The organism is Ottowia thiooxydans DSM 14619 (assembly GCF_000422885.1).
In the GTDB taxonomy this organism is placed as follows: domain Bacteria; phylum Pseudomonadota; class Gammaproteobacteria; order Burkholderiales; family Burkholderiaceae_C; genus Ottowia; species Ottowia thiooxydans.
The window spans coordinates 137,028-156,723 of record NZ_AUGX01000009.1; the positions used below are offsets into that span (position 1 = coordinate 137,028).

The 19,696-nt window shown below is 59.3% G+C and carries 21 protein-coding genes; 16 read left to right on the top strand and 5 right to left on the bottom strand.

The genetic code is table 11. The features are described from left to right. The first annotated feature begins 95 nt into the window (after positions 1 to 95). The 7 genes from G518_RS0106575 to G518_RS0106605 all read left to right on the top strand — a co-directional run bounded on the left by G518_RS0106575 (position 96) and on the right by G518_RS0106605 (position 8,103). The gene (locus tag G518_RS0106575; RefSeq protein ID WP_051236140.1) at positions 96 to 1,268 is read left to right on the top strand and encodes an acyl-CoA dehydrogenase family protein; all 1,173 of its coding nucleotides are present in this window, start codon (positions 96 to 98) and stop codon (positions 1,266 to 1,268) included. Continuing rightward, positions 1,265 to 2,056 carry an ABC transporter ATP-binding protein gene (locus G518_RS0106580; protein WP_028601837.1) on the top strand — a complete coding sequence of 264 codons (792 nt, stop codon included), beginning with the start codon at positions 1,265 to 1,267 and terminating at the stop codon, positions 2,054 to 2,056. The genes G518_RS0106575 and G518_RS0106580 overlap by 4 nt, the downstream gene beginning before the upstream one ends. Beyond that, positions 2,043 to 3,971: an AMP-binding protein gene (locus tag G518_RS0106585; RefSeq protein ID WP_028601838.1), complete on the top strand. Its 1,929-nt coding sequence runs from the start codon at positions 2,043 to 2,045 to the stop codon at positions 3,969 to 3,971. Before G518_RS0106580 ends, G518_RS0106585 begins: the two co-directional genes overlap by 14 nt. 3 nt (positions 3,972 to 3,974) lie before the next feature. Next, positions 3,975 to 4,859, top strand: a complete 885-nt coding sequence (locus tag G518_RS0106590; protein WP_028601839.1) for a branched-chain amino acid ABC transporter permease — start codon at positions 3,975 to 3,977, stop codon at positions 4,857 to 4,859. A gap of 3 nt (positions 4,860 to 4,862) precedes the next feature. Beyond that, complete coding sequence (locus tag G518_RS0106595; protein ID WP_028601840.1) at positions 4,863 to 5,936, top strand: branched-chain amino acid ABC transporter permease; 1,074 nt, start codon at positions 4,863 to 4,865, stop codon at positions 5,934 to 5,936. Between the two features lie 9 nt (positions 5,937 to 5,945). After that, the gene (locus G518_RS0106600; protein ID WP_028601841.1) at positions 5,946 to 6,761 is read left to right on the top strand and encodes an ABC transporter ATP-binding protein; all 816 of its coding nucleotides are present in this window, start codon (positions 5,946 to 5,948) and stop codon (positions 6,759 to 6,761) included. 91 nt (positions 6,762 to 6,852) lie between these two features. Further along, positions 6,853 to 8,103: an ABC transporter substrate-binding protein gene (locus G518_RS0106605; protein ID WP_028601842.1), complete on the top strand. Its 1,251-nt coding sequence runs from the start codon at positions 6,853 to 6,855 to the stop codon at positions 8,101 to 8,103. Between the two features lie 119 nt (positions 8,104 to 8,222). Here the strand turns inward: G518_RS0106605 and G518_RS0106610 are convergent, their stop codons facing one another. Continuing rightward, the gene (locus G518_RS0106610) at positions 8,223 to 8,735 is read right to left on the bottom strand and encodes a MarR family winged helix-turn-helix transcriptional regulator (RefSeq protein ID WP_028601843.1); all 513 of its coding nucleotides are present in this window, start codon (positions 8,733 to 8,735) and stop codon (positions 8,223 to 8,225) included. Between the two features lie 111 nt (positions 8,736 to 8,846). Here G518_RS0106610 and badH point away from each other — a divergent pair, with 111 nt between their 5' ends. Genes badH through aliB form a run of 3 tightly spaced genes read left to right on the top strand, consistent with a single transcriptional unit; the run spans position 8,847 to position 11,605 of the window. Beyond that, positions 8,847 to 9,614, top strand: a complete 768-nt coding sequence (badH, locus tag G518_RS0106615) for a 2-hydroxycyclohexanecarboxyl-CoA dehydrogenase (RefSeq protein ID WP_028601844.1) — start codon at positions 8,847 to 8,849, stop codon at positions 9,612 to 9,614. Positions 9,615 to 9,650: 36 nt separating this feature from the next. Further along, the gene (badI, locus tag G518_RS0106620; protein WP_028601845.1) at positions 9,651 to 10,433 is read left to right on the top strand and encodes a 2-ketocyclohexanecarboxyl-CoA hydrolase; all 783 of its coding nucleotides are present in this window, start codon (positions 9,651 to 9,653) and stop codon (positions 10,431 to 10,433) included. A 5-nt stretch (positions 10,434 to 10,438) separates the two neighbouring features. Continuing rightward, positions 10,439 to 11,605: a cyclohexanecarboxyl-CoA dehydrogenase gene (gene aliB / locus G518_RS0106625; RefSeq protein WP_028601846.1), complete on the top strand. Its 1,167-nt coding sequence runs from the start codon at positions 10,439 to 10,441 to the stop codon at positions 11,603 to 11,605. A 130-nt stretch (positions 11,606 to 11,735) separates the two neighbouring features. On the opposite strand, the gene G518_RS0106630 is transcribed toward aliB, so the two are convergent. Next, entirely contained in the window at positions 11,736 to 12,707 is a 972-nt protein-coding gene (locus G518_RS0106630) for a Bug family tripartite tricarboxylate transporter substrate binding protein (RefSeq protein ID WP_036593793.1), read from the bottom strand. Positions 12,708 to 12,841: 134 nt separating this feature from the next. Here G518_RS0106630 and G518_RS34180 point away from each other — a divergent pair, with 134 nt between their 5' ends. The 6 genes from G518_RS34180 (at position 12,842) to G518_RS0106660 (ending at position 17,334) form a co-directional block, all read left to right on the top strand. Next, a complete protein-coding gene (locus G518_RS34180) occupies positions 12,842 to 13,957 on the top strand; it encodes a 4-oxalomesaconate tautomerase (RefSeq protein ID WP_051236142.1) in 1,116 nt (371 codons plus the stop codon). A 16-nt stretch (positions 13,958 to 13,973) separates the two neighbouring features. Continuing rightward, the gene (locus tag G518_RS0106640; protein ID WP_028601848.1) at positions 13,974 to 14,699 is read left to right on the top strand and encodes a GntR family transcriptional regulator; all 726 of its coding nucleotides are present in this window, start codon (positions 13,974 to 13,976) and stop codon (positions 14,697 to 14,699) included. After that, positions 14,696 to 15,043, top strand: a complete 348-nt coding sequence (locus G518_RS34185; RefSeq protein WP_036593796.1) for a RidA family protein — start codon at positions 14,696 to 14,698, stop codon at positions 15,041 to 15,043. The genes G518_RS0106640 and G518_RS34185 overlap by 4 nt, the downstream gene beginning before the upstream one ends. 565 nt (positions 15,044 to 15,608) lie before the next feature. Then, positions 15,609 to 16,118, top strand: a complete 510-nt coding sequence (locus G518_RS0106650; RefSeq protein ID WP_156909303.1) for a hypothetical protein — start codon at positions 15,609 to 15,611, stop codon at positions 16,116 to 16,118. 199 nt (positions 16,119 to 16,317) lie between these two features. Continuing rightward, complete coding sequence (locus tag G518_RS0106655) at positions 16,318 to 16,701, top strand: hypothetical protein (RefSeq protein ID WP_028601850.1); 384 nt, start codon at positions 16,318 to 16,320, stop codon at positions 16,699 to 16,701. A gap of 54 nt (positions 16,702 to 16,755) precedes the next feature. Further along, entirely contained in the window at positions 16,756 to 17,334 is a 579-nt protein-coding gene (locus G518_RS0106660) for a hypothetical protein (protein ID WP_028601851.1), read from the top strand. A gap of 31 nt (positions 17,335 to 17,365) precedes the next feature. On the opposite strand, the gene G518_RS0106665 is transcribed toward G518_RS0106660, so the two are convergent. From G518_RS0106665 to G518_RS0106675, 3 genes are read right to left on the bottom strand one after another with little or no spacing between them, the layout of a single operon-like run. Continuing rightward, positions 17,366 to 18,040, bottom strand: a complete 675-nt coding sequence (locus G518_RS0106665; protein WP_028601852.1) for a class I SAM-dependent methyltransferase — start codon at positions 18,038 to 18,040, stop codon at positions 17,366 to 17,368. Continuing rightward, complete coding sequence (locus G518_RS0106670; protein ID WP_028601853.1) at positions 18,037 to 18,960, bottom strand: NAD(P)/FAD-dependent oxidoreductase; 924 nt, start codon at positions 18,958 to 18,960, stop codon at positions 18,037 to 18,039. The genes G518_RS0106665 and G518_RS0106670 overlap by 4 nt, the downstream gene beginning before the upstream one ends. Before the next feature lie 2 nt (positions 18,961 to 18,962). Beyond that, entirely contained in the window at positions 18,963 to 19,406 is a 444-nt protein-coding gene (locus tag G518_RS0106675; protein ID WP_028601854.1) for an RrF2 family transcriptional regulator, read from the bottom strand. Positions 19,407 to 19,696 lie beyond the last annotated feature (290 nt).

Sequence of the window (19,696 nt, forward strand, 5' to 3'; positions counted from 1 at the left end):
TTTCAATATCCCTAATATTCGGCTGCATGTTGTCATAAAGAGTGGCTCACCCGGGAGATGTTCCGGGGCAGTCCGCCGGTGAAGAACGAGGAGACATGAGACAAGAACGAGCCAGTGTTGCAAGTGCTTTGCACGAAGAACCGCATGAAGATTTGCGCGGTGCGGTGCGCCGCTTCGCCGCAGCCGAGATCGCGCCGCTCGCGAAGAAGATCGACCGCGACGACTGGTTTGCGCGCGAGCTCTGGCCGAGGCTCGGTGCCCTGGGCGTGCTCGGGCCCACGGTGTCTGAGGCTGATGGCGGTGCCGGGCTTGGTTATGCGGAACACGTCGTGATCGCTGAGGAAATCTCGCGGGCCTCTGGCTCGGTTGGCATCTCCTACATCGCGCACTCCAACCTGTGCGTGAACCAGATCCAGCTCCATGGCACAGACGCGCAGAAGGCGCGCTACCTGCCTCCCTTATTGAGTGGCGAGGCCGTAGGCGCTCTTGCGATGAGCGAGGCCGGCGCCGGCTCCGACGTCATTTCCATGAAGCTCAAGGCGCGCCGCGATGGCGATGCCTACATCCTGGACGGTGCCAAGCTCTGGACCACCAACGGCTGGTACGCAGACACCTTTGTGGTGTATGCCAAGACCGAACCTGGCGCCGGCAAGGCGGGTATCACCGCCTTCATCGTCGAGCGAAATACGACCGGGTTCGACACACGCCAGCGTGTGGACAAGCTGGGCATGCGTGGCTCGGGTACCTGCGAGTTGGTGTTCTCTGGCTGCCGGGTGCCGGCGGCTAATGTGCTGGGCGAGTTGAACGGAGGCGTGCGCGTGTTGATGCGGGGGCTGGACTATGAGCGGCTGATCGCGGCATCCGCCTGCGTCGGGCTCATGCAGGCGGCGCTGGACATCGTAATGCCTTACGTGACCGAGCGACGCCAGTTTGGTCAGCCCATTGGAGAGTTCCAACTGATCCAGGCCAAGCTTGCGGACATGTTCACGCGCCTGGGTGCCAGCCGTGCGCACCTATATGCGATGGCAGCCCGCGCAGATCTCGGCTATTCGCTGCGCAAGGAGGCGGCTAGCGTGATCCTGCTGGCGGCCGAATCGGCCACGCAGTCGGCGATGGATGCGATCCAATGCCTTGGAGGCAATGGCTACACCAACGACTACGACGCGGGCAGACTGCTGCGCGATGCCAAGCTGTATGAGATCGGCGCGGGCACTTCTGAAATTCGCCGTATGTTGATTGGGCGCGAGATGATGAGGGAGGCGGCATGAGCGATATTTCGACTCCGCATGTGCTTGAGTGCAAAGGCATCGAGCGCCGGTTCGGAGGTCTGGTTGCGCTAACTGGCGTCGACATGCACATAGCGAAGGGCGAGATCTTCGGCCTCGTCGGCCCCAATGGAAGCGGCAAGACGACGATGACCAATGCGATCACCGGGTTCTTCCCGCCGCAGAAGGGCCAGATCCTTCTGAATGGCCGCAACATTACAGGCATGGCACCTCACAAGGTGGCGCGTCTGGGTGTGGCACGAACTTTCCAGAATCTGGCGCTCTTCAACGGCATGACCGTGCTGGACAACATCCTGCTCGGCCGGCACGTGCACATGCACCCTAGCGTGTGGCGGACCATGCTCTATCCGTGGGCCGCGCGGCCTGAAGAAATGGCCAACCGGGAGATCGTCGAGGAGGTCATCGACTTCATGCAGCTGGAGAGCGTGCGCGGCGAGCACGTCGAGTCGATCCCGCTCGGCCTCAAGAAACGTGTCGAGCTGGCGCGCGCGTTGGTCGCGCAGCCGGATTTTCTGATTCTGGATGAGCCAATGGCCGGCATGAATCAGGAGGAGAAGGAGTACATGGCGCGCTTCATCCTTGATGCGCGGGACGAACGTGGCGTCACGGTCCTGATCATTGAGCACCACATGGACATCATTACCGGCATCTGCGACCGCATGCTGGTGCTGAGCTATGGCGAGCTGATCGGTACCGGCATACCGAGGGAAGTGATGGCCGATCCGCGTGTGGTCAAGGCCTACCTGGGGAGCGCGCATGCAGCAGCGTGACTTGTGTCCCGCGATCTGGGACGAGAACCCGCGCACCACGCTCGTGCGCATCCTCGCGGCCAACGCTGCGGCCGCATCGAGCGGCATCGCGATGCGCGAGAAATCGATGGGCATCTGGCAGGAGCTCACCTGGGCTCAGGTGTATGAGGAAGTGTTGTGCTGCGCCGCCGGGCTGCAGGCCACTGGACTTTCCGCAGGGCAGGGCGTGCTCGTGCTTGGCGATAACCGCCCGCGCTTGTATCTCGCGATGCTGGCCACGGGGGCCCTTGGCGGTTATGCCATACCGGTGTACCCCGATGCGACGGTCGACGAGGTGCTGCACATGGTGCAGGACCTGCCGGTGAAGTTCGTCGTGGCAGAAGATCAGGAGCAAGTCGACAAAGCCCTCGAGTTGCGGGAACGCGGGGCTGGTTTGAACCATATCGTCTACGACAACGCGCGAGGCATGAATGCGTACAAAGCCCCGGGACTTATGTCGTGGGAGGCGCTGCAAACGCTAGGCCGCGCGCGTCTGGGCGCAGAGCCCGGCTTGCGCGATGCCATCACACAACTTGCCCAGCCCGATGGCCCCGCTGTCTTCATTCATTCCTCCGGTACCACCGGTAAGCCCAAGGGGGTGGTGCTTAGTCACGCGAACGTGCTCTCCGGGGTGCGCAATGCGCGCGAAGCTGGTGCCTTCGGTTTCGGTGAGTCGGTGCTGGCTTACCTGCCGATGGCCTGGGTTGGCGATTTTGCGATGACCATGGGCGCGGGGGTTGCGTTGCGCTTCACCATCAATATTCCCGAACGGCAGGAGACGGTATTGCATGACCTGCGCGAGATCGCGCCGACTTTCTACCTGGCAGCCCCGCGCAGCTGGGACAACATGCTCACCACGGTTCAAGTGCGTATGGAGGATTCAACACCGCTCAAGCGATTCCTCTACAACCTGTTCATGGATTCGGCGATTGACGCCGAGCGCCGCAAGCTGGAAGGCCATCAGCCCACGGCGGCGCAGCGCCTCCTGCGGCCGCTAGGCGAGTTCCTCGTGATGCGGCCTATCAAGGACCAGTTGGGTATGTCGCGTCTGCGTCATGCATTTACAGGAGGTGAGGCGATCGGCGAGGACACCTTCGTGTTCTACCGCGCGTTGGGCGTTCGGCTGCGCCAGCTCTACGGGCAGACCGAGAGCAGCGCGTTCAACGCGATCCAGGCCTCCGATGAGGTGCGCCTGCACACGGTGGGCAGGCCGCTGCCGGGCGTTGAGGTGAAGATCAGCGAGAGCGGCGAGGTGTTGATCCGCTCGGGTAGCGTGTTTGCAGGCTACTTCCAGAACACGGCCGCGAGCGAGGCGACGCTGAAAGACGGCTGGCTCCACACGGGCGACGCCGGCTACTTCGAGGAAGACGGTCAACTCGTGGTGTTGGGCCGCGTCGCGGAAGTCGTGCACACGGCCAAAGGAGAGCGCTATATCCCGAACTACATTGAGAACCGTTTGAAGTTCAGCCCATTCATCAAGGACGTGGCCGTACTGGGCACGGGCCGCGACACCCTGTCGGCTATCGTCTGCATCGACCGCGAGACAGTGGGCCATTGGGCCGAGCAGCGCGGTATCTCATACATCTCCTACGCAGACCTCTCTCAGAAACCTGAGGTCTCGGAACTCGTTGCTGCAGCTGTGCGTAAGGTCAATACCAAGCTGCCCGAGCTCCTGGCGCTCCGGCACTTCGTGAGCCTGCATAAAGAGTTCGACGCCGATGACGGCGAGATCACCCGCACCCGCAAGTTGCGCCGCAATGTGGTCGAAGAGCGTTACGCGCCGATCATCGAGGCGATTTACGGTGGGCACGCGAGCGTCGCGATGAAGGCGCAGATCGTCTATGAGAACGGCGAGGTCGGTGTGACCGAGCGCCTTCTTTCGGTGAAGGAGCTTTAAGCCATGGACGTCATGTACTTCCTTGAACTCGCGATCAACGGCGGCCTCGCCGGCATGATGTATTCGCTGGTCGCGATGGGCATCGTACTGATCTACAAGTCATCTTCGGTGCCCAACCTGGCGCAGGGCGCGTTGGTGATGCTGGGCGCGTATGTGGTGCTGATGTTCAACGGCTTCGGCATACCGATCTGGGCGGCGATCCCGCTCACCATGGCCGCCATGTTCCTGGTTGGCTTGGGGATCGAGCGCGTGGCGTTGCGGCGCCTGGCGGGCCGGCCAATCGTGATGATCCTCATGATGACGCTGGGAATCGACATCTTCCTGCGCGCGTCAGCATTGACGTTCTGGGGTGGCAGCGGGCGCAACATGTCGCTGGGCATCAGCGACGCGCCACTCTTCCTGGGCACGCTGCTGGTCAACCGGGCGTATGCAGTGGGCGCGGCAGTGACTTTGGTGCTGTTCGTGGTCTTCATGCTGTTCTTCCGCACACGGCGCGGCCTGGTGTTGCGGGCGATCTCGGATGACTACACGGCATCTTGGTCCGTGGGCATCTCGGTGGAACGCGGCGTGGGACTTTCCTGGGCGCTGTCGTCGCTGGCCGCCACCACGGCCGGCGTACTGTGGGGTTCAGTGCAAACGGTGGACCAATCGCTGTCAATGCTGCTTCTCAAGGGGCTTACGGTCGCCGTGCTCGGTGGCATGGACAGCCTGGGTGGCGCGCTGTTGGCCGGGTTGCTCCTGGGTATCTTGGAGAACGTGGCGTCGGGGTACCTTGATCCGCTACTGGGCGGTGGCACCCGCGACCTGGTAGTGGCCGCGGTGCTGATACTCACCGTATTGATCCGCCCGCATGGCCTGTTTGGCCGGCATGACATTGAGAGGATCTAGCGAATGTTCTACCGCCAGGCAGGCATATTCCACACGAACTACGCGGCCGACCGCACGCTGTTCCCGATCCCCTTCGAGCGCTGGGCGGTTGTTGCGCTTCTGTTGTTCGCCGTCGCAGCACCGTGGCTTCTCAGCTCACTGCAGCTCACCAGCTATGTGCGGCCCTGGCTGATCTGGACGGCGGCGGCTCTCGGACTCAACCTCATCCTCGGCTGGGCCGGGCAGTTCCACTTTGGTTACGCCGCCATCATGGGCATCGGTGCCTATGCCTCGGTGCATGCCGCGCGGCGCGGAGTACCGTGGGAGATCGCGGTGATCCTGGGTGGGGCTGCAGCCGCTGCGATTGGCTCGGTGTTCGCCTTTGCCGCATTGCGCGTGAAAGGTCTGTACCTTGCGCTCTCCACGCTGGCCATGCAGTTCATCATGGACTGGGTTATCTCTCATGTGCCTGCCATTAGCGGCGGCGTGTCTGCCACGTTGCAGGCGCCTGCCATGAAGTTGCTGGGACAAGCCATCACCTCAGATGCTGGTAAGTACTACGTAGTGCTGGCCTGGACGCTCTTCGTCACGCTGTTCATGCTGAACCTCCGGCGTAGTGCATTGGGCCGCGCGTTGGTGGCTGTGCGTGAGAAGGACTTCGCTGCAGCTGTCATTGGCGTACAGAGCTTCTACTACAAGCTCGTGGCGTTTGCGGCTTCGGCCTTCATTGGTGGCGTGAGCGGGTCCATGCTGATCTTCGGCTTCTACCAGGCCGTGACGCCTGAGCAATTCGCGGTGAACGTGTCGATCGAACTTTTGGCTATGGTGATCGTCGGGGGCCTGGGCAGCATCATTGGCAGTTACTTCGGCGCGGCCTTCATCCTGTTGCTGCCGGGCCAGATGAATGCGTTCATTGCCTGGCTGGCGCAGCTCATGGGCATCAACATTGGCGTGGAGGCGCTGGCGCACATTCCTCACATGGTCTATGGCGCAACCATCATCATCGTGTTGCTGATCGAGCCAATGGGCCTGGGCAAGCTTTATGGCAACGTGCGCAGCTACCTGATGCTGTGGCCATTCGGCTATGCCAAGAAATAGGGCTGACGCATGAGTAGCACTGTGAATCCCGAACACATTCTTCGTGTTAACAACATCGAGGTCATCTACGACCATGTGGCACTTGCCATCAAGGGCGTGTCGCTGGATGTACCTCTGGGCGGCATGGTGGCGCTGCTCGGCGCCAACGGCGCGGGCAAGAGCACCACGCTCAAGGCCATCAGCGGCCTGCTCAAACCAGAGCGCGGACTTGTCACGCGGGGCGACCTGCACTACATGGGTGGTGACATTCAGCGCCTGGCGCCACAGCAACGCGTGCGGTTGGGCATCGTGCAGGTGCTGGAAGGCCGTCGTGTATTCGAGCACCTCACAGCCGACGAAAACCTCACAGCTGCATCTTCCGTCGCGGGCGGTAACCGGGCAGAGACCGAACGCAAGCGTGAGATGGTTTATGGCTATTTTCCGCGTCTTAAGCAGCGGCGCGACGCGCAGTCAGGTTTTCTCTCCGGAGGAGAGCAGCAGATGCTGGCGATTGGCCGCGCGTTGATGACAGGCCCCAAGCTGTTGATGCTCGACGAACCGAGCCTGGGCCTCGCACCATTCCTCGTTGCAGAGATTTTTGACATTGTGCGGCGCATCAACCAGCAGGAAGGCCTGTCGGTCCTGTTGGTCGAGCAGAACGCGCTGGCCGCGTTGGAGGTGGTCTCGCACGGCTATTTGATGGAGAACGGCCGAATCGTCATGCACGACAGCGCCGAGACCATGAAGCGTAACCCCGACATTCAGGAGTTTTACCTGGGTGGTGCGGGCGGGCGGGATTTTCGCGAGATCAAACACTACAGCCGGCGCAAGCGCTGGCTGAGTTGAGAAGCGCAGCAGTAGTTTCAGCAACACGTTGCCGCTAGCGCGCGTACTTGGCGGCTGCAACGGATCATTCACCGTACGCAGGAGACGAGACATGAAGCGAATGTTGTTATCAGGGGTCGCGGCGTTCGCGCTGGCCCTGTGCGGTGTGCAGGCTCATGCGCAGGCGGGCAACTCCGTCAAGTTCGGCCTGTGCTACGACCTGAGCAAGGCCTACACCTTCGTTACGCCGCAGATCGTGCAGGCGGCCAAGGACTACGCGGCCATTCTCAACGCCAAGGGCGGCATCGAGGGCCACCCGATCGAGATCATCGCCCAGGATCACGGTAATGAGCCGCAGCGCGGGCTCGAGTGTTACGAGAAGCTGAAGCGCGAAGGCGTGATCATGTTTGACATGCTGTCTACGCCAGTCTCGCGTGCGGTGCTGCCGCGCGTCATGGAAGACAAGAACATCTTGCTGCAATCCTTTGTGGGTCGCGGCGATGCGGTGGACGGCGAGGTATTCAAGCAAATCTTCCCCATTGGCCCAACGTACTGGGGGCAGGTGGCTAACGACATTGCCTACATCAAGACGCAGCACAAGGGTAACCTCAAGGGCGTGAAGATCGGCTTCATCTACCCCGACTACTCGTTCGGGCAGGAGCCCATCCCGATCCTGAAGACGCTGGCGGCCAAGGAAGGCTTCGAGCTGAGCCTATTCCCCAACCCTATGCCTGGGCGAGACCAAGCGGCGGTGTGGACGCAGATTCGCCGTTTCGATCCGGCCTGGGTGATCAGCTGGAACCTCTCAGCCATGCATGTTGTCGCTGCCAAGGAAATGAAACGCAATGGCATCCCGATGGAAAAACTCATCGTGGTGAACTGGCTCAACGAAGTGGATATCAACAATATCGGCGCGGCCGAAGCCAAAGGCCTGAAGCGCGGCACTAACGTAGTGGGTGGCAAGAACCACGCCGTGATCCAGCAGATCATTAAGGACCTGTATGGCACCGGCAAGGGTAATGGCGACGTGAAGAACCTGGACGACATTTACTACAACACGGGCCTTGCCATGTATTCGGTGATGTTCGAAGCCACGCGCGCGGCCATCAAGAAGGATGGCTGGCCACTTAACGGCGCGAAGATCAAGGCCGGCATGGAGAGCCTGCGCAACTTCGACGCCAATGGCCTGATGTCGCCCGTGACAGTGACCGCCAAGGACCACGGCGGCGGTGGCAAGACACGCATCGACATGTGGGACGGTACCAAGTGGGTACCGCAGTCAGACTGGATTTCGGCCTATGCGGAAGAAGTGGACAAGGTGGTGAAGGAGCAGTCCGCGGAGTTCGCCAAGACTGGTAAGTAAGAGAAGCGGCGGAGTGGGGGAGCGAAGAGATGGCGTGTGAAAGCTCTTCACCCCGTATTCCGCCCGGGGATCCACGTTGGCGTGAAGTCCACGCTCCTTGAGGGAGCGCTGGATCCCGGTCAGGTTTTGGATGACAGCTCGTCGCCGTCTTCTCCCTCGACATCCGGATTGTCCAGCTTCTGCATGTTGTCCAGCATCTTCAGCAGATAGTGCACGGTGTGGACCATGTCGTTGACTGAGAAACCCTCCAACGCCTGCTCGTAGTAGTCGTGGATCTTGGGCAGAGCGCGACGCTCCCACACGTGGCTGCCCGCGGGTGTCAGGCGGATGAGGCGTGAGCGGCCGTCTTGCGGATCGGGGGCGCTCTCGACGCGGCCGTCGCGCTCAAGGCGCCCCACGACACCGGACAGGTTCTGGCGGCTGACCATGAGATATCGGGCGAGATCGCCCAGCTTCATGCCATTAGGTGTCTGCGGCCGCGAGAGCGCGCCGAGCACAGCCCATTGCTGCGTCGTGAGACCGTCTGCCTCGATCGCGCGAGATCCCGTTTTATGCAGCATGTTGGCACATTGATAAAGTCGGAAGAACAACCGATTGGCAATGTCCAAGCGTGTTTCTGAGGAAGTGTTCATAGGGTAATCCGTAGTATGTGGACGAGATTCGAGATCTTGCGTCGCCCGTGCATGAAGCCTAATATATGAATATATATTGACATAAATATCAAAGAGACGAAAGGTTGAAAAATGACACGATTGGCTGGCAAAACGGCAGTGATCACCGGCGGTGGCGGCGGCATCGGCGGCGCAACGTGTTTGCGCTTTGCCCAAGAGGGCGCGCGCGTTGCGGTGTTCGATCGTGATCTGGCGTCTGCGCAACGTACAGCGCAGCAGGTCATTGACGCAGGAGGGCAGGCACAGGCCTTCGAGTGTGACATCACCGTGCGAGCGGCTGTCGACGCGGCGGTGGCAAAGGCCATAGCTGAACTTGGCCCGATCGACATCCTCGTCAACAACGCGGGATGGGACGTGTTCATGCCCTTTACGAAAACACAGCCTGAGCAGTGGGACAAGCTGATCGACATCAACCTGAAGGGCGCGCTGCACATGCATCACGCCGTGCTGCCCGGCATGATCGAGCGCAAGGCAGGACGCATCGTCAATATCGCGTCCGACGCGGCGCGCGTGGGCTCCTCGGGCGAGGCGGTATATGCGGCCTGCAAGGGCGGCATCGTGTCATTCTCCAAGACGCTGGCGCGCGAGCATTCTCGCCACAACATCACGGTGAACGTCGTGTGCCCCGGCCCCACGGACACGGCGCTCTTCGCTGATTACAAGCTTGGCGCGGGTAACCCCGAGAAGCTGGAAGAAGCCTTCCGCCGTTCGATCCCGCTCGGTCGCATTGGCCAGCCGAGCGACCTGCCGGGCGCCATCCTTTTCTTCGCCAGCGACGACGCCGCTTATGTGACGGGGCAGGTGCTCAGCGTCTCGGGCGGACTCACGATGGCGGGCTGAGCGGCCTTCCACACGCCAACACAAGGAGACCATCCCATGAAATTCGAAGACATCCTCTACGAAGTGCGCAACGGCGTCGCGTGGATCACCATCAATCGCCCGGACAAGATGAACGCCTTCCGTGGCACGACCTGCGACGAGCTCATCAAGGCACTGCACAAGGCGGGCTATGACCGAGAGGTGGGCGCCATAGTGCTGGCCGGCGCCGGAGACCGCGCGTTCTGCACGGGCGGCGATCAGTCGGCGCACGACGGCAACTACGATGGGCGCGGCACCATCGGCCTGCCGATGGAAGAGTTGCACCAGGCCATCCGAGACGTGCCCAAGCCAGTGATCGCGCGCGTGCAGGGCTATGCGATTGGCGGTGGCAACGTGCTGTGCACCATCTGCGATCTCACTATCTGTTCGGAAAAGGCCATCTTCGGCCAGGCCGGCCCGAAGATGGGCTCGGTCGATCCTGGTTACGGTACGGCGCTGCTGGCGCGCGTGGTCGGCGAGAAGAAGGCGCGCGAGATGTGGTATCTGTGCCGGCGCTACAGCGGCAAGGAAGCTGTGGAGATGGGCCTGGCCAACGTGTGTGTGCCACACGAGCAACTGGACGCCGAGGTGCAGAAATGGGCCGAGGAAATCTGCGAGCGCAGCCCCACGGCGATCGCCATTGCCAAGCGCAGCTTCAACATGGACACCGCACATCAGGCCGGCATTGCGGGCATGGGCATGTACGCGCTCAAGCTCTACTACGAAACCGATGAATCGCGCGAAGGCGTGAAGGCGCTACAGGAAAAGCGCAAGCCCGATTTCCGCAAGTACGCAAAGTAGGTGCGATGCAGACCCCGTACAACAACCCCTACATCGACGCCGACCTGGCTGCGTTGGGCGAGCAGGCGCGTCGCTTCGCCACGGGCCGCGTGGCGCCGGGTTTTCAGGAGCGCGACAGAACGCGCGTGCTCGACCGTACTCTGATGCGCGAGATGGGCGCCTTGGGCTTCATCGCGCCCGAGCTACCGGAAGAGGTGGGCGGGCTTGGCACCGGAACGCTGGCCGCTGGCGTGATCCATGAGGAGATCGCGCGCGCTGACCTAAGCCTTTCCTATATCAACCTGCTGGCTTCGCTGAACGGGCAAATCCTGGCGAACTACGGCCAACCCGAGGTGGCGAAACCCTGGTTGCAGCGGCTCACCAAGGGCGAGGCCTTGATCGCCATCGCGCTCACCGAACCTTCGGGCGGCTCCGACGCGGCCAACCTGCGTCTGCGCATGGAGCGCACTGCAGACGGCTATGTCATCAACGGCGAGAAGACATCCATCTCAGCGGCTGACCAGGCCGACGCAATCATCGTGTTTGGCCGCACCGGCAGCGTGGAGTCTGGCGCGCACGGCGTCACGGCCGTGCTGGTGCCAGGTGACGCACAGGGTCTCACGCGCAGCCGCTTCGATTGCCACGGCCAACGTGCTATTGGCCGAGGGTCGCTTTTCTTCGAGAACGTGCGTGTGCCGCTGGATCACCGATTGGGCGACGAGAACCGTGGCTTTGTGCAGGTGATGCAGGGCTTTGATTTTTCGCGCGCGCTTATCGGCCTGCAGGTGCTGGCTGTCGCGAGCGTCGCGCTCGAAGAAACCTGGGCCTATACGGCGCAGAGGGAGGCATTCGGTAAGCCGCTGTCGGCCTTTCAGGGCGTTTCGCATCCATTGGCGGACTTCGAAACACAGGTAAATGCTGCGCGCCTGCTTTGCCTGCAAGCACTCTGGCTCAAGGACCAGGGGGCGCCTCACAGTGCCGAGGCGGCGATGTGCAAATGGTGGGCACCCAAGCTCGCCTACGACTGCATCCACCAGTGCCTGTTGAGTTTTGGCCACGCCGGTTACGACCGCGGGCCAATGGAGCAAAGATTGCGCGATGTGCTGGGCTTTCAGATCGGCGATGGAACGGCGCAGATCATGAAAACAATCATTGCGAGGGCGAGAGCAGGGCGCGGGGCTGTGCCGGCTTGATGTTGATGCGCAGTTGCGTTTAAGCGCCTCAGTCGTGGCCGCAACAGAGCCACTAGAGGAGCGGTTTTCATCGGCATTAGCTAAGCCGGAAGTCAGCAACGCGTGTTCATATGGGGCTGCCCGGACTTATTCAATTGGCATTGATATGCGCGGCCCTGACGGTTTTGGCCCAGACCAGCACTTCACTATCCACCAGCCGCCCAAATTCCTGGGATGTCGCGGCTGTGGTGGGTGTGGCCATCATCGCGGTCAGTTTAGACCTCGTGTCCGGATCCCGCATGGCTTGGTTGATGTTGTCCAGCAAGGTTTTAACGATCCCTGCCTGGGTTCCCTTGGGTGCCACTACGCCATACCAGTTGTCCGACACCAATTGCGGCAGGCCAAGCTCCACCACGCTTGGAACCTCTGGCGCAAAAGGAGAGCGCGAGGCCGACGTGATGGCTAGCGTTTTGATTTTTCCGCTTTTCAACTGAGGAAGCACGGTTGGCGCCGTCGCAAAAATCACATCGGCCTGCTCGCTCATCACGCCGACGACGGCTGGCGACATACCGCGATAGGGGACATGCGCCCATTCCACGCCGGTGGCTAGTGCGAATCTGGCTGCGGCAAGATGGGCCACGCCGCCAGCTCCTCCAGAAGCCATGTTGAGTTTGCCGGGCTCCTTCTTGGCAAGCGAGATCAGCTGTCCCAAGTTTTCTACGGGGACCTGTTTGCCCACGACGATGAAGGATGGCACCGAAGCGACAAGGGCAATCGGTGTGAAGTCCTGGGCTGAATAACCGGGTTTGGGATAAACGGAAATATTCGCCGTGAATGGCGTGTCCGCCAGCAGCAGGGTGTAGCCATCGGGGCTTGATCTAGCGACCTGAGCCGTCGCCAGCGTTCCACCAGCTCCTGGCTTGTTTTCCACGATGACAGGTTGCTTGAGGCGTTCACCAAGTTTGACGGCCAACACCCGTGCAATCGCGTCCGATCCTCCACCAGGCGCAAAAGGAACGACGAGCGTAATGGGTTTAGCGGGAAAAGGTGTCTGCGCGAGCGCGCAGACAGTGAACGGCAATGCAAACACGCCGAGCAGAAGTTGGCGGGAGAGGAAATTCATGCGGGACACCTCGTTTCAATGGGATACCGTATCCCATTTTTGGCAAATGTACCATTATTTTTGGATTCGGGATACGGTATCCTGAATTTTGAAAAATAGCTACAATCGTGGTTTTGCCACTACCCGAGACATCCATGCAAACCAAGATCCCGGCCATTCTTTTCCGCGGCGGTACGTCGAAAGGACCTCTTTTCCTGGCCCAAGACCTTCCACGAAGCCGCGATGTGCTGGACCGCGTGCTTCTTGCAGCCATGGGCTCTCCCCATCCTCGGCAGGTAGATGGAGTAGGCGGTGCAGAGTCGCTAACCAGTAAGGTCGCAATCGTGTCCAAGTCAACACGACCTCAAGTTGACATCGACTATTTGTTCGTCCAGATCAATCCCAATTCACCCATCGTGGACTACTCCTCCAACTGCGGGAACATGCTGTCTGCGCTGGGTCCTTTTGCCATCGAAAAGGGACTAGTCAAGGCAGATCAGTCGGGAAAGACAACGGTTCGGATCTACAACTTGAACACTGACTCACTGATCACCGTTGAACTTGAGACGCCCAACGGCGAAGTTACCTATGAAGGCACGGCCGCAATTGACGGTGTCCCCGGGACAGCGGCGCTGGTCCGGCAAAACTTCGCAGGCACCGTGGGCAGCAAGACGAAAAAACTCCTTCCAACGGGCAAGCTGAAGGAAGAGATTGACGGCATAGAAGTGACTTGCATTGACGTTGCCGTACCTGCTGTTTTGATCCCTGCCTCCGCGGTTGGCAAAACCGGCCATGAAACCAAGGCTGAGTTGGATGCAGACCTGGAACTGATCAAAAGGCTGAACGGAATTCGGGTTGAAGCGGGCTTGCGCATGGGGATGGGGGATTGCACGGAGCTTGTCGTGCCCAAACCTATGTTGATCTCCACGCCACGCTTCGGTGGAACCATTACCTCTCGCGATTTCGTTCCTTACAACTGCCACGCCACACATTCAGTGACGGGCGCCATGGCGCTGGCAACGGCGTGCGCCATGGCAGGGACGACCGCGGCAGACGTTATGGGCGAGGTTAAGGACGGCGCGGTAGTGATCGAGCACCCCAGCGGCACGATGGAGATCGGCATCAGGACGAGTGGGGAGGGTGAATCCTTCCAGTTGCTGGATGCCAACCTTGCCAGGACCTGTAGAAAGCTTTTCGAGGGGTTTGTCTGTATTCCTGGGGCGATCTGGAACGGAGAGGACAGGGCCGCTTCATGCGACGATATCGCTTAAAGGCAGAACCTAAACCATGACCGAATCTCAACACCTTCAGAAAGAACACCTCTTCGACCGGATCTATGAAATTCTCTGGAAAAAGATAGGCGCTGGTGAAATTGTGGCCGGGCAACGCCTCAAGGATATCGAATGGGCGCAAGCGTTGAATGTGAGCCGCACCCCGGTACGCGAAGCCATGCGCAAGATGTACCAGGAAGGCATCTTGATACCACTCGCCAACGGCGGCTACCAAGTCAAGAGCCTGTTACCTGGTGACATCATCGACCTTTACCGTTGCCGGGCTGCGTTGGAAGCGGTTGCCGCTCAAGATGCTGCTCAGTACGCCAGCGAGGCGCAGTTGGCAGCCTTGAGCAGTATCGTTGACCGTTGCGACGCAGCCATCGAAAACGGAGATAAGCAGACGGCATTCGAGCTCAATTCGAGTTTTCACTCGTCTGTCCTTTCCATTTCGAAAAATGCGTATGTAAAGCAGGTGTGCGAATCGCTCCGGAAAATGATCTTCTTCTACCGGGCTAGCGTCCTGCGGCAGGCAGAGGCTTCGACAGAGGAAAGCGCGGTTTACCTTAGCCGCTTGAAGATCAAGCAGTTGCACCATCGCCAGATCCTCGAAGCTATTCGCTCTCGCGACGGCGATGCCGCTTATCGGGTTATGGAGGTGCATGTTCGCGAAACAGCAGAGGACTTGCTGCCGCGCGTCTCTGCGAACCCTGTTCCTGCCAACACAGAGGAGACACCATGAGCAAAGTCCACAACACACCCGCTTTTCGTGCGGGCGGCTGGGTCATCGTTTCGGGCCAGACGGGAAGAATTGGGGAAAAACTTGTCAGTGACGCGTTTCCTGAACAGTTTTCGCAGTGCCTCAAGAACGTACGGCATGTACTTGAGCAGGAAAGCGTGCCATTGACTGCAGTGGCAAAGGTGAATATCTATTTGCGCAAGATGAGCGATCGTGAGGTGATGAACACGATCTATTCCCATTTTTTTGGAGAGCACTTGCCGGCTCGTACCACGGTGGGTGTTTCAGAGTTATCTCGGGATGCATTGGTTGAGGTGGAGGTATGGGCCTTCGACGGGAAACACTAACTCGACATGGAACTTCAGCGGCGAATAGGTTCACCCATCTCATTCAGCATTGATCTCATCCGGTACCGATCAACAATCCAAATCGGGACTTGATGAACTGGGCCCGCCTCGCTTCTGAGCCGGTGCTTCCAATCTTGATATGGACCTCTGGCTTGATTGGTGTGCGGGCTTGTTTGATTTGGGCGTGGCGCCCGGCCGGGCAGTCTGTAGAAACCTGCAACCCTCTTTAACCAAACTCGTTGCCCTGGTGAAAAATACAGATAAAACGCGAATGTGATGGCGGAAACTCAAGAGCTTCTTATCCGTGCAGTTATGCACAAAAGAGAAGTGGGAAACCTGGATTACAAGGCAAATTTCCTAGGAAGCGATGCCTAGAATATCTCGCGTTGTGTGACTTCTCCTGCAGGACTTGCGGAAACCGTTGCGCTGATCTCTTATTTGATTTTGAAAGAATCCTATGCGCATCAGATTTCCAAACCCGTTTGGATTTCCACTTCCGCCGAGTAGCCGCCTTGAGGCTTTGTGCAAAGAACTACCTATTCCTGAAGACTACCGAAGATTTCTTATGAGTCAAAACGGACTCGTCTTCCGAGCAATGGCCGGCTACGCTGATGATGCGCAGCAGTTCCTTGAAGAGCATGAAGAACAAGACGAACCGTCTGCTTACCCAGATCTAAGGGCGCTTTTCGGCCTGGCCAGAGAAAACGAACTCTACGACCTTGAAACTGCCATCAAGGAAGAAGGAACCTTTGGTGGTGTGTTCCTTCCCATTGGCGCTGGATATGGTGGCGACTCTTATGTGGTGGTCCTGGTCGGTCCCAAAGCCGGGTATGTTGCAAGCTTGGACCATGAGATGTATGCAGGTAGCGAGAGCGTAGAGGCGTTCGCAGAGGAGTTCGAGATAGAGGGCTTCACCGAGATGAGTGTGGAAGAAAAAGCCGCGGCTCTTCTCGATGAAAACATGGGTCTGGCTTGGCTTCATGCGCCATCAATGTCCGCATTTCTCGAATCCTGCGTTCATTGCGATGAGGATTTCGGTGGCTATGTCATAGACCACCCATCTCTACCCAGCTAACTGGTTGCTCGAATCAGTACCGAAAAGCTTCTCTGATGAGCTTGTTTGGTGATCTGTTCATCGGCGGGCCCGCTATTTCTCATTCCGTCGCTCTCCTGGTGGGCGGACCTTACTGCCACGACGTTGGCAGGGCGCTGAGAGGGGTAAGTCAATCTCCCAATCCCTCTCGGTATATTCGATGATCGTCGGAGTCACACGCTTGACCAAGAAATTCACACTGGCTCTCCTGTCCCTGACACTTATGGTGGCCGCCGTGTCGGCAAGGGCGGAGACTCCCGAGGACAAGGCCTATATGCTTGAGTTTGTCGAGCTGAACAAGCGCGCTTTGCGTTTGTCCCGAGAGGGCGACGATGACAACATCGAGAAGTTCATTCCGTCCTTGAGGCAGTTGGCCAAAAGGGCGAACATCTCGCCGCCATGCACTGAGGCCGTCAAGGCCAAGATTGCCATGTTGGAAGCGAATGTGCTTTTCCTTCGCGCCGATGACGGAAAAGACATGCCCTTCCTCCTTGAAATTCAGAAGCAGGAGCGACTTCTTAACGAAAGGCGTGGCGTTTGCCTGGGCGGCCGACAAAACCCCTGAGGTCCGCTTGCCCCTGTTCTCTGGACTTGATGAAGAGCACCGCGCCGTCTAAAAATGCGACTTTTTCTTGCGTACGCTTGGTTCGTCTTCGGCATGGCGATTCCCCTGGCCAGCACGGCTGCGTGTATCCAGCCTGATTCGGTTAACACCTGGAAATGGGGTTTGGGCGGTGGCTCTGCCTGGCTCCAATACGGAAACCACCAGACGGGCAAGATGTACTTCACCCTTCTGCGCAGCCCAGTGCGTGAATCCACCCGTTTGATTCTTCACGATGCATCTACCGCGATATCCCGGACGCAGGAGGTTCCCGGCTTTATCGACTTTTCCTTCGAGAGCGAGTTTCGTAGGGGAGGAAAAAACCGCATTGTTGCCATCGAGGGTGTCGGGATTCTTCAAGAGTTCCAGACTGGTGGGGTGGGCCTGTTCGTTGGAAACCTTGACTACCCAGATGTGGGGCTGGCGGCGCTTTTAAAAGTCAGCCGGACCATCAAAGGCTCATTCCGGTTCTACGTTGGTGAGAGCTGTCATGCCATCCCTCTTCCGGACATGCCACACCGGGTCATGAACACGCTTTTTTCACCTCAGCGCATTTTCAGGAAAGAAGCCACCAAGTTGTTTCTGCCGCGGCCCTGAACCTTCCGCTGTCATGCGGTCAAGGACGGTGCTACGGTGCTAGAGCGACCCACCCCTTGAAGGTAAACGCGCTGTAAAACATCTCTACGCCCGTGAATCCGGCTTCATGGAGCAGTTCGGAATCCTGCTCCGGCGAAAGGACAGGTAGTCGCTCCTTGATGGCCGCGATGCTGCCCTCAGCCTGGGCGACCGGTACCCCTGAGGCTATGGCGAGTGCGGCATTGCGCACGAGCCACTTGTCTTGCTCCTTGCCGTGGTTGGGGAAACTGTGGTGCGCGACAACCAAAGGGGCACCAGGCTTGAGCCGAGTGCGCATGGCTTCTAGTGTCTTGCGGCGTTCAGTGGCGGGAAGGAAGTGCAGGGTTAGCAGGCAAGTCGCTGCGTCGAAGAGCCCAGGAGGGGCGCTGTCGATATAGCCTTCGTGCCACTGTACCCGGGAAGCCAGGGGGCCCAGCGTGCTGCGGGCTTGCTCAAGCATTTCTCCAGATGGGTCTACACCATCGAATCGCCAATCTGGCTGCATTTCTGCGAAGGCCTTCAGCTCAAGGCCTCCTCCAGCGCCGAGCACCAGAACACGCGCCTTGGAGTGGGCTCGTTCGTCCATCAAAACACAAGCCATCTTGTGCAGGTCTCTAAGCCCGGGAACGAGTCGTGCAGTCCTCTCGGCGTAACCGGACGCAGCCGTGTGATCAAAGTGTGAGTTCATGCAGATTTAATGCTTGCCTGTACCGGCAGCATCGTGTCTGGCCAAACGAGTGATCGGTGTACTTGCGCACCAGCCATCGCGCCGCTGCCCACGGCCAGCGATACCGAATGAGGTACCCGCGCCAGGTCACCACAAGCAAAAACGCCGGGCACCGAAGTCTTGTTTTCTGCACCCGTGCGTACTTGAATGCCTATTGGTGTTTCTTCCAGGACGCAACCCATGGAGTCGGCCAGCGTACTGGCGGGTGATGTGCGCGTTGCGGTGAAGAGGCCTGCGAAACGTTGCGTCCGTCCGTCGATCAAGACCACATCAGCATTCCCTTCTATCCTGTCGATCAGGGGCTCCTCGATCTCCACTCCGCGCGCCTCCAGCTTGCCCCGAGCTTGATCGTCAACAGCCAACGCGCCGTTCACAAAAAGGGTGACTTGCCCCCACTCAGTGAGAAGCTCCGCCTGGTGGATCGACATGGGGTTGGAGCCGATGATGCCGACCCGGCCTCGGTGGAGTTCGTACCCGTGACAGTACGGGCAGGCGAACACCGATTGACCCCAGCGTTCGGCGAGTCCCTTAACCTCCGGCAACTGGTCCGCCACGCCGATGGCGAGCAAGATTCGGCGTGCGTAGTGAGACTCTCCGCTGGCAGTGGTGACGGTGAAGCTGTCCAGTTGACCAGAGATGGCGGAGGCCTGGGCTTCAATCCATGACAGCGTTGGGTAGGCTTGAAGTTGGCTGCGCGCCTTCGCGGCGATTTCTCCCGGGTTGACGCCATCTTGGCCGATAAACCCATGTGAATGGCTGGCAAAGCGATTGCGCCGTTGGCCCGCATCTATGACCAGCACAGTTTTGTGGGCTCGGAGCAGCTGAAGGGTTGCCGCCATTCCTGCGTAGCTACCGCCTATGACGATGACATCGTGATTCATGCTTAATTCCTTTTTTGGCGTTCTGCCGCGTGCCGACGGGCAAAGTCTTTGGCCAGATCGGCGAGGGTGATTTCGGAGAAGCGCTTCAGCAGCAGCGTTTCAGCTTCAGCGAGCGTGCCCTCTAGTGCGGCATTCACCGATTGCTCAACCAAACATTGCGGATGGTCGTTGCTGTTGCCGATGGCAAACATGGTCGGCTCGCCCAGCGTTTCATGTAGTTGGCGCAGGGTGAGGGAAGAAAGATCGGCCTTGATGCGCCACCCGCCCGCGTGACCGCGATCTGAGGTGACGATGCCTGCATCCCGCAGGTAGGCCATGGTGCGTCGGACAACGACCGGGTTGGTATGCAGGCACTTGGCCAGGAAGTCTGAAGTGACGGGCCCATCCTGTTCTGCCATGTGCAGCAGCGCATGCAGGACAGACGAAAGTCGGCTATTGCGTTTCATGTAACTTATGATGTTTCATGATGCGATGAATGTCAAGAGGCCACGGAATCACCGCACTGCGGGCTTTGTTATTCGATGAGTCGACGTGCGCGAGCCTTTTTCCGTTGGCCGGCGATGGGGTGTCATCTCGGCATAGGGAATTCAGGAGCCAAATTCGGAATGAAAAATAGGGCTCTGACCCCTATTTCTTTTTGCGTTTGAGGTGTTGGCCCCGCTTCCTCCGGTCACAATACAAATCCCGTACCGATAGCTCAGGCTATGTGCCAGCGCGCTGCGTGTCAGCTGCGCGA

What these genes read in the sequence shown, in the direction of transcription:
- G518_RS0106575 (WP_051236140.1), top strand. Translation starts at nt 96, where the DNA reads ATGAGACAAGAACGAGCCAGTGTTGCAAGTGCTTTGCACGAAGAACCG.
- G518_RS0106580 (WP_028601837.1), top strand. Translation starts at nt 1,265, where the DNA reads ATGAGCGATATTTCGACTCCGCATGTGCTTGAGTGCAAAGGCATCGAG.
- G518_RS0106585 (WP_028601838.1), top strand. Translation starts at nt 2,043, where the DNA reads ATGCAGCAGCGTGACTTGTGTCCCGCGATCTGGGACGAGAACCCGCGC.
- G518_RS0106590 (WP_028601839.1), top strand. Translation starts at nt 3,975, where the DNA reads ATGGACGTCATGTACTTCCTTGAACTCGCGATCAACGGCGGCCTCGCC.
- G518_RS0106595 (WP_028601840.1), top strand. Translation starts at nt 4,863, where the DNA reads ATGTTCTACCGCCAGGCAGGCATATTCCACACGAACTACGCGGCCGAC.
- G518_RS0106600 (WP_028601841.1), top strand. Translation starts at nt 5,946, where the DNA reads ATGAGTAGCACTGTGAATCCCGAACACATTCTTCGTGTTAACAACATC.
- G518_RS0106605 (WP_028601842.1), top strand. Translation starts at nt 6,853, where the DNA reads ATGAAGCGAATGTTGTTATCAGGGGTCGCGGCGTTCGCGCTGGCCCTG.
- G518_RS0106610 (WP_028601843.1), bottom strand. Translation starts at nt 8,735, where the DNA reads ATGAACACTTCCTCAGAAACACGCTTGGACATTGCCAATCGGTTGTTC.
- badH (WP_028601844.1), top strand. Translation starts at nt 8,847, where the DNA reads ATGACACGATTGGCTGGCAAAACGGCAGTGATCACCGGCGGTGGCGGC.
- badI (WP_028601845.1), top strand. Translation starts at nt 9,651, where the DNA reads ATGAAATTCGAAGACATCCTCTACGAAGTGCGCAACGGCGTCGCGTGG.
- aliB (WP_028601846.1), top strand. Translation starts at nt 10,439, where the DNA reads ATGCAGACCCCGTACAACAACCCCTACATCGACGCCGACCTGGCTGCG.
- G518_RS0106630 (WP_036593793.1), bottom strand. Translation starts at nt 12,707, where the DNA reads ATGAATTTCCTCTCCCGCCAACTTCTGCTCGGCGTGTTTGCATTGCCG.
- G518_RS34180 (WP_051236142.1), top strand. Translation starts at nt 12,842, where the DNA reads ATGCAAACCAAGATCCCGGCCATTCTTTTCCGCGGCGGTACGTCGAAA.
- G518_RS0106640 (WP_028601848.1), top strand. Translation starts at nt 13,974, where the DNA reads ATGACCGAATCTCAACACCTTCAGAAAGAACACCTCTTCGACCGGATC.
- G518_RS34185 (WP_036593796.1), top strand. Translation starts at nt 14,696, where the DNA reads ATGAGCAAAGTCCACAACACACCCGCTTTTCGTGCGGGCGGCTGGGTC.
- G518_RS0106650 (WP_156909303.1), top strand. Translation starts at nt 15,609, where the DNA reads ATGAGTCAAAACGGACTCGTCTTCCGAGCAATGGCCGGCTACGCTGAT.
- G518_RS0106660 (WP_028601851.1), top strand. Translation starts at nt 16,756, where the DNA reads ATGCGACTTTTTCTTGCGTACGCTTGGTTCGTCTTCGGCATGGCGATT.
- G518_RS0106665 (WP_028601852.1), bottom strand. Translation starts at nt 18,040, where the DNA reads ATGAACTCACACTTTGATCACACGGCTGCGTCCGGTTACGCCGAGAGG.
- G518_RS0106670 (WP_028601853.1), bottom strand. Translation starts at nt 18,960, where the DNA reads ATGAATCACGATGTCATCGTCATAGGCGGTAGCTACGCAGGAATGGCG.
- G518_RS0106675 (WP_028601854.1), bottom strand. Translation starts at nt 19,406, where the DNA reads ATGAAACGCAATAGCCGACTTTCGTCTGTCCTGCATGCGCTGCTGCAC.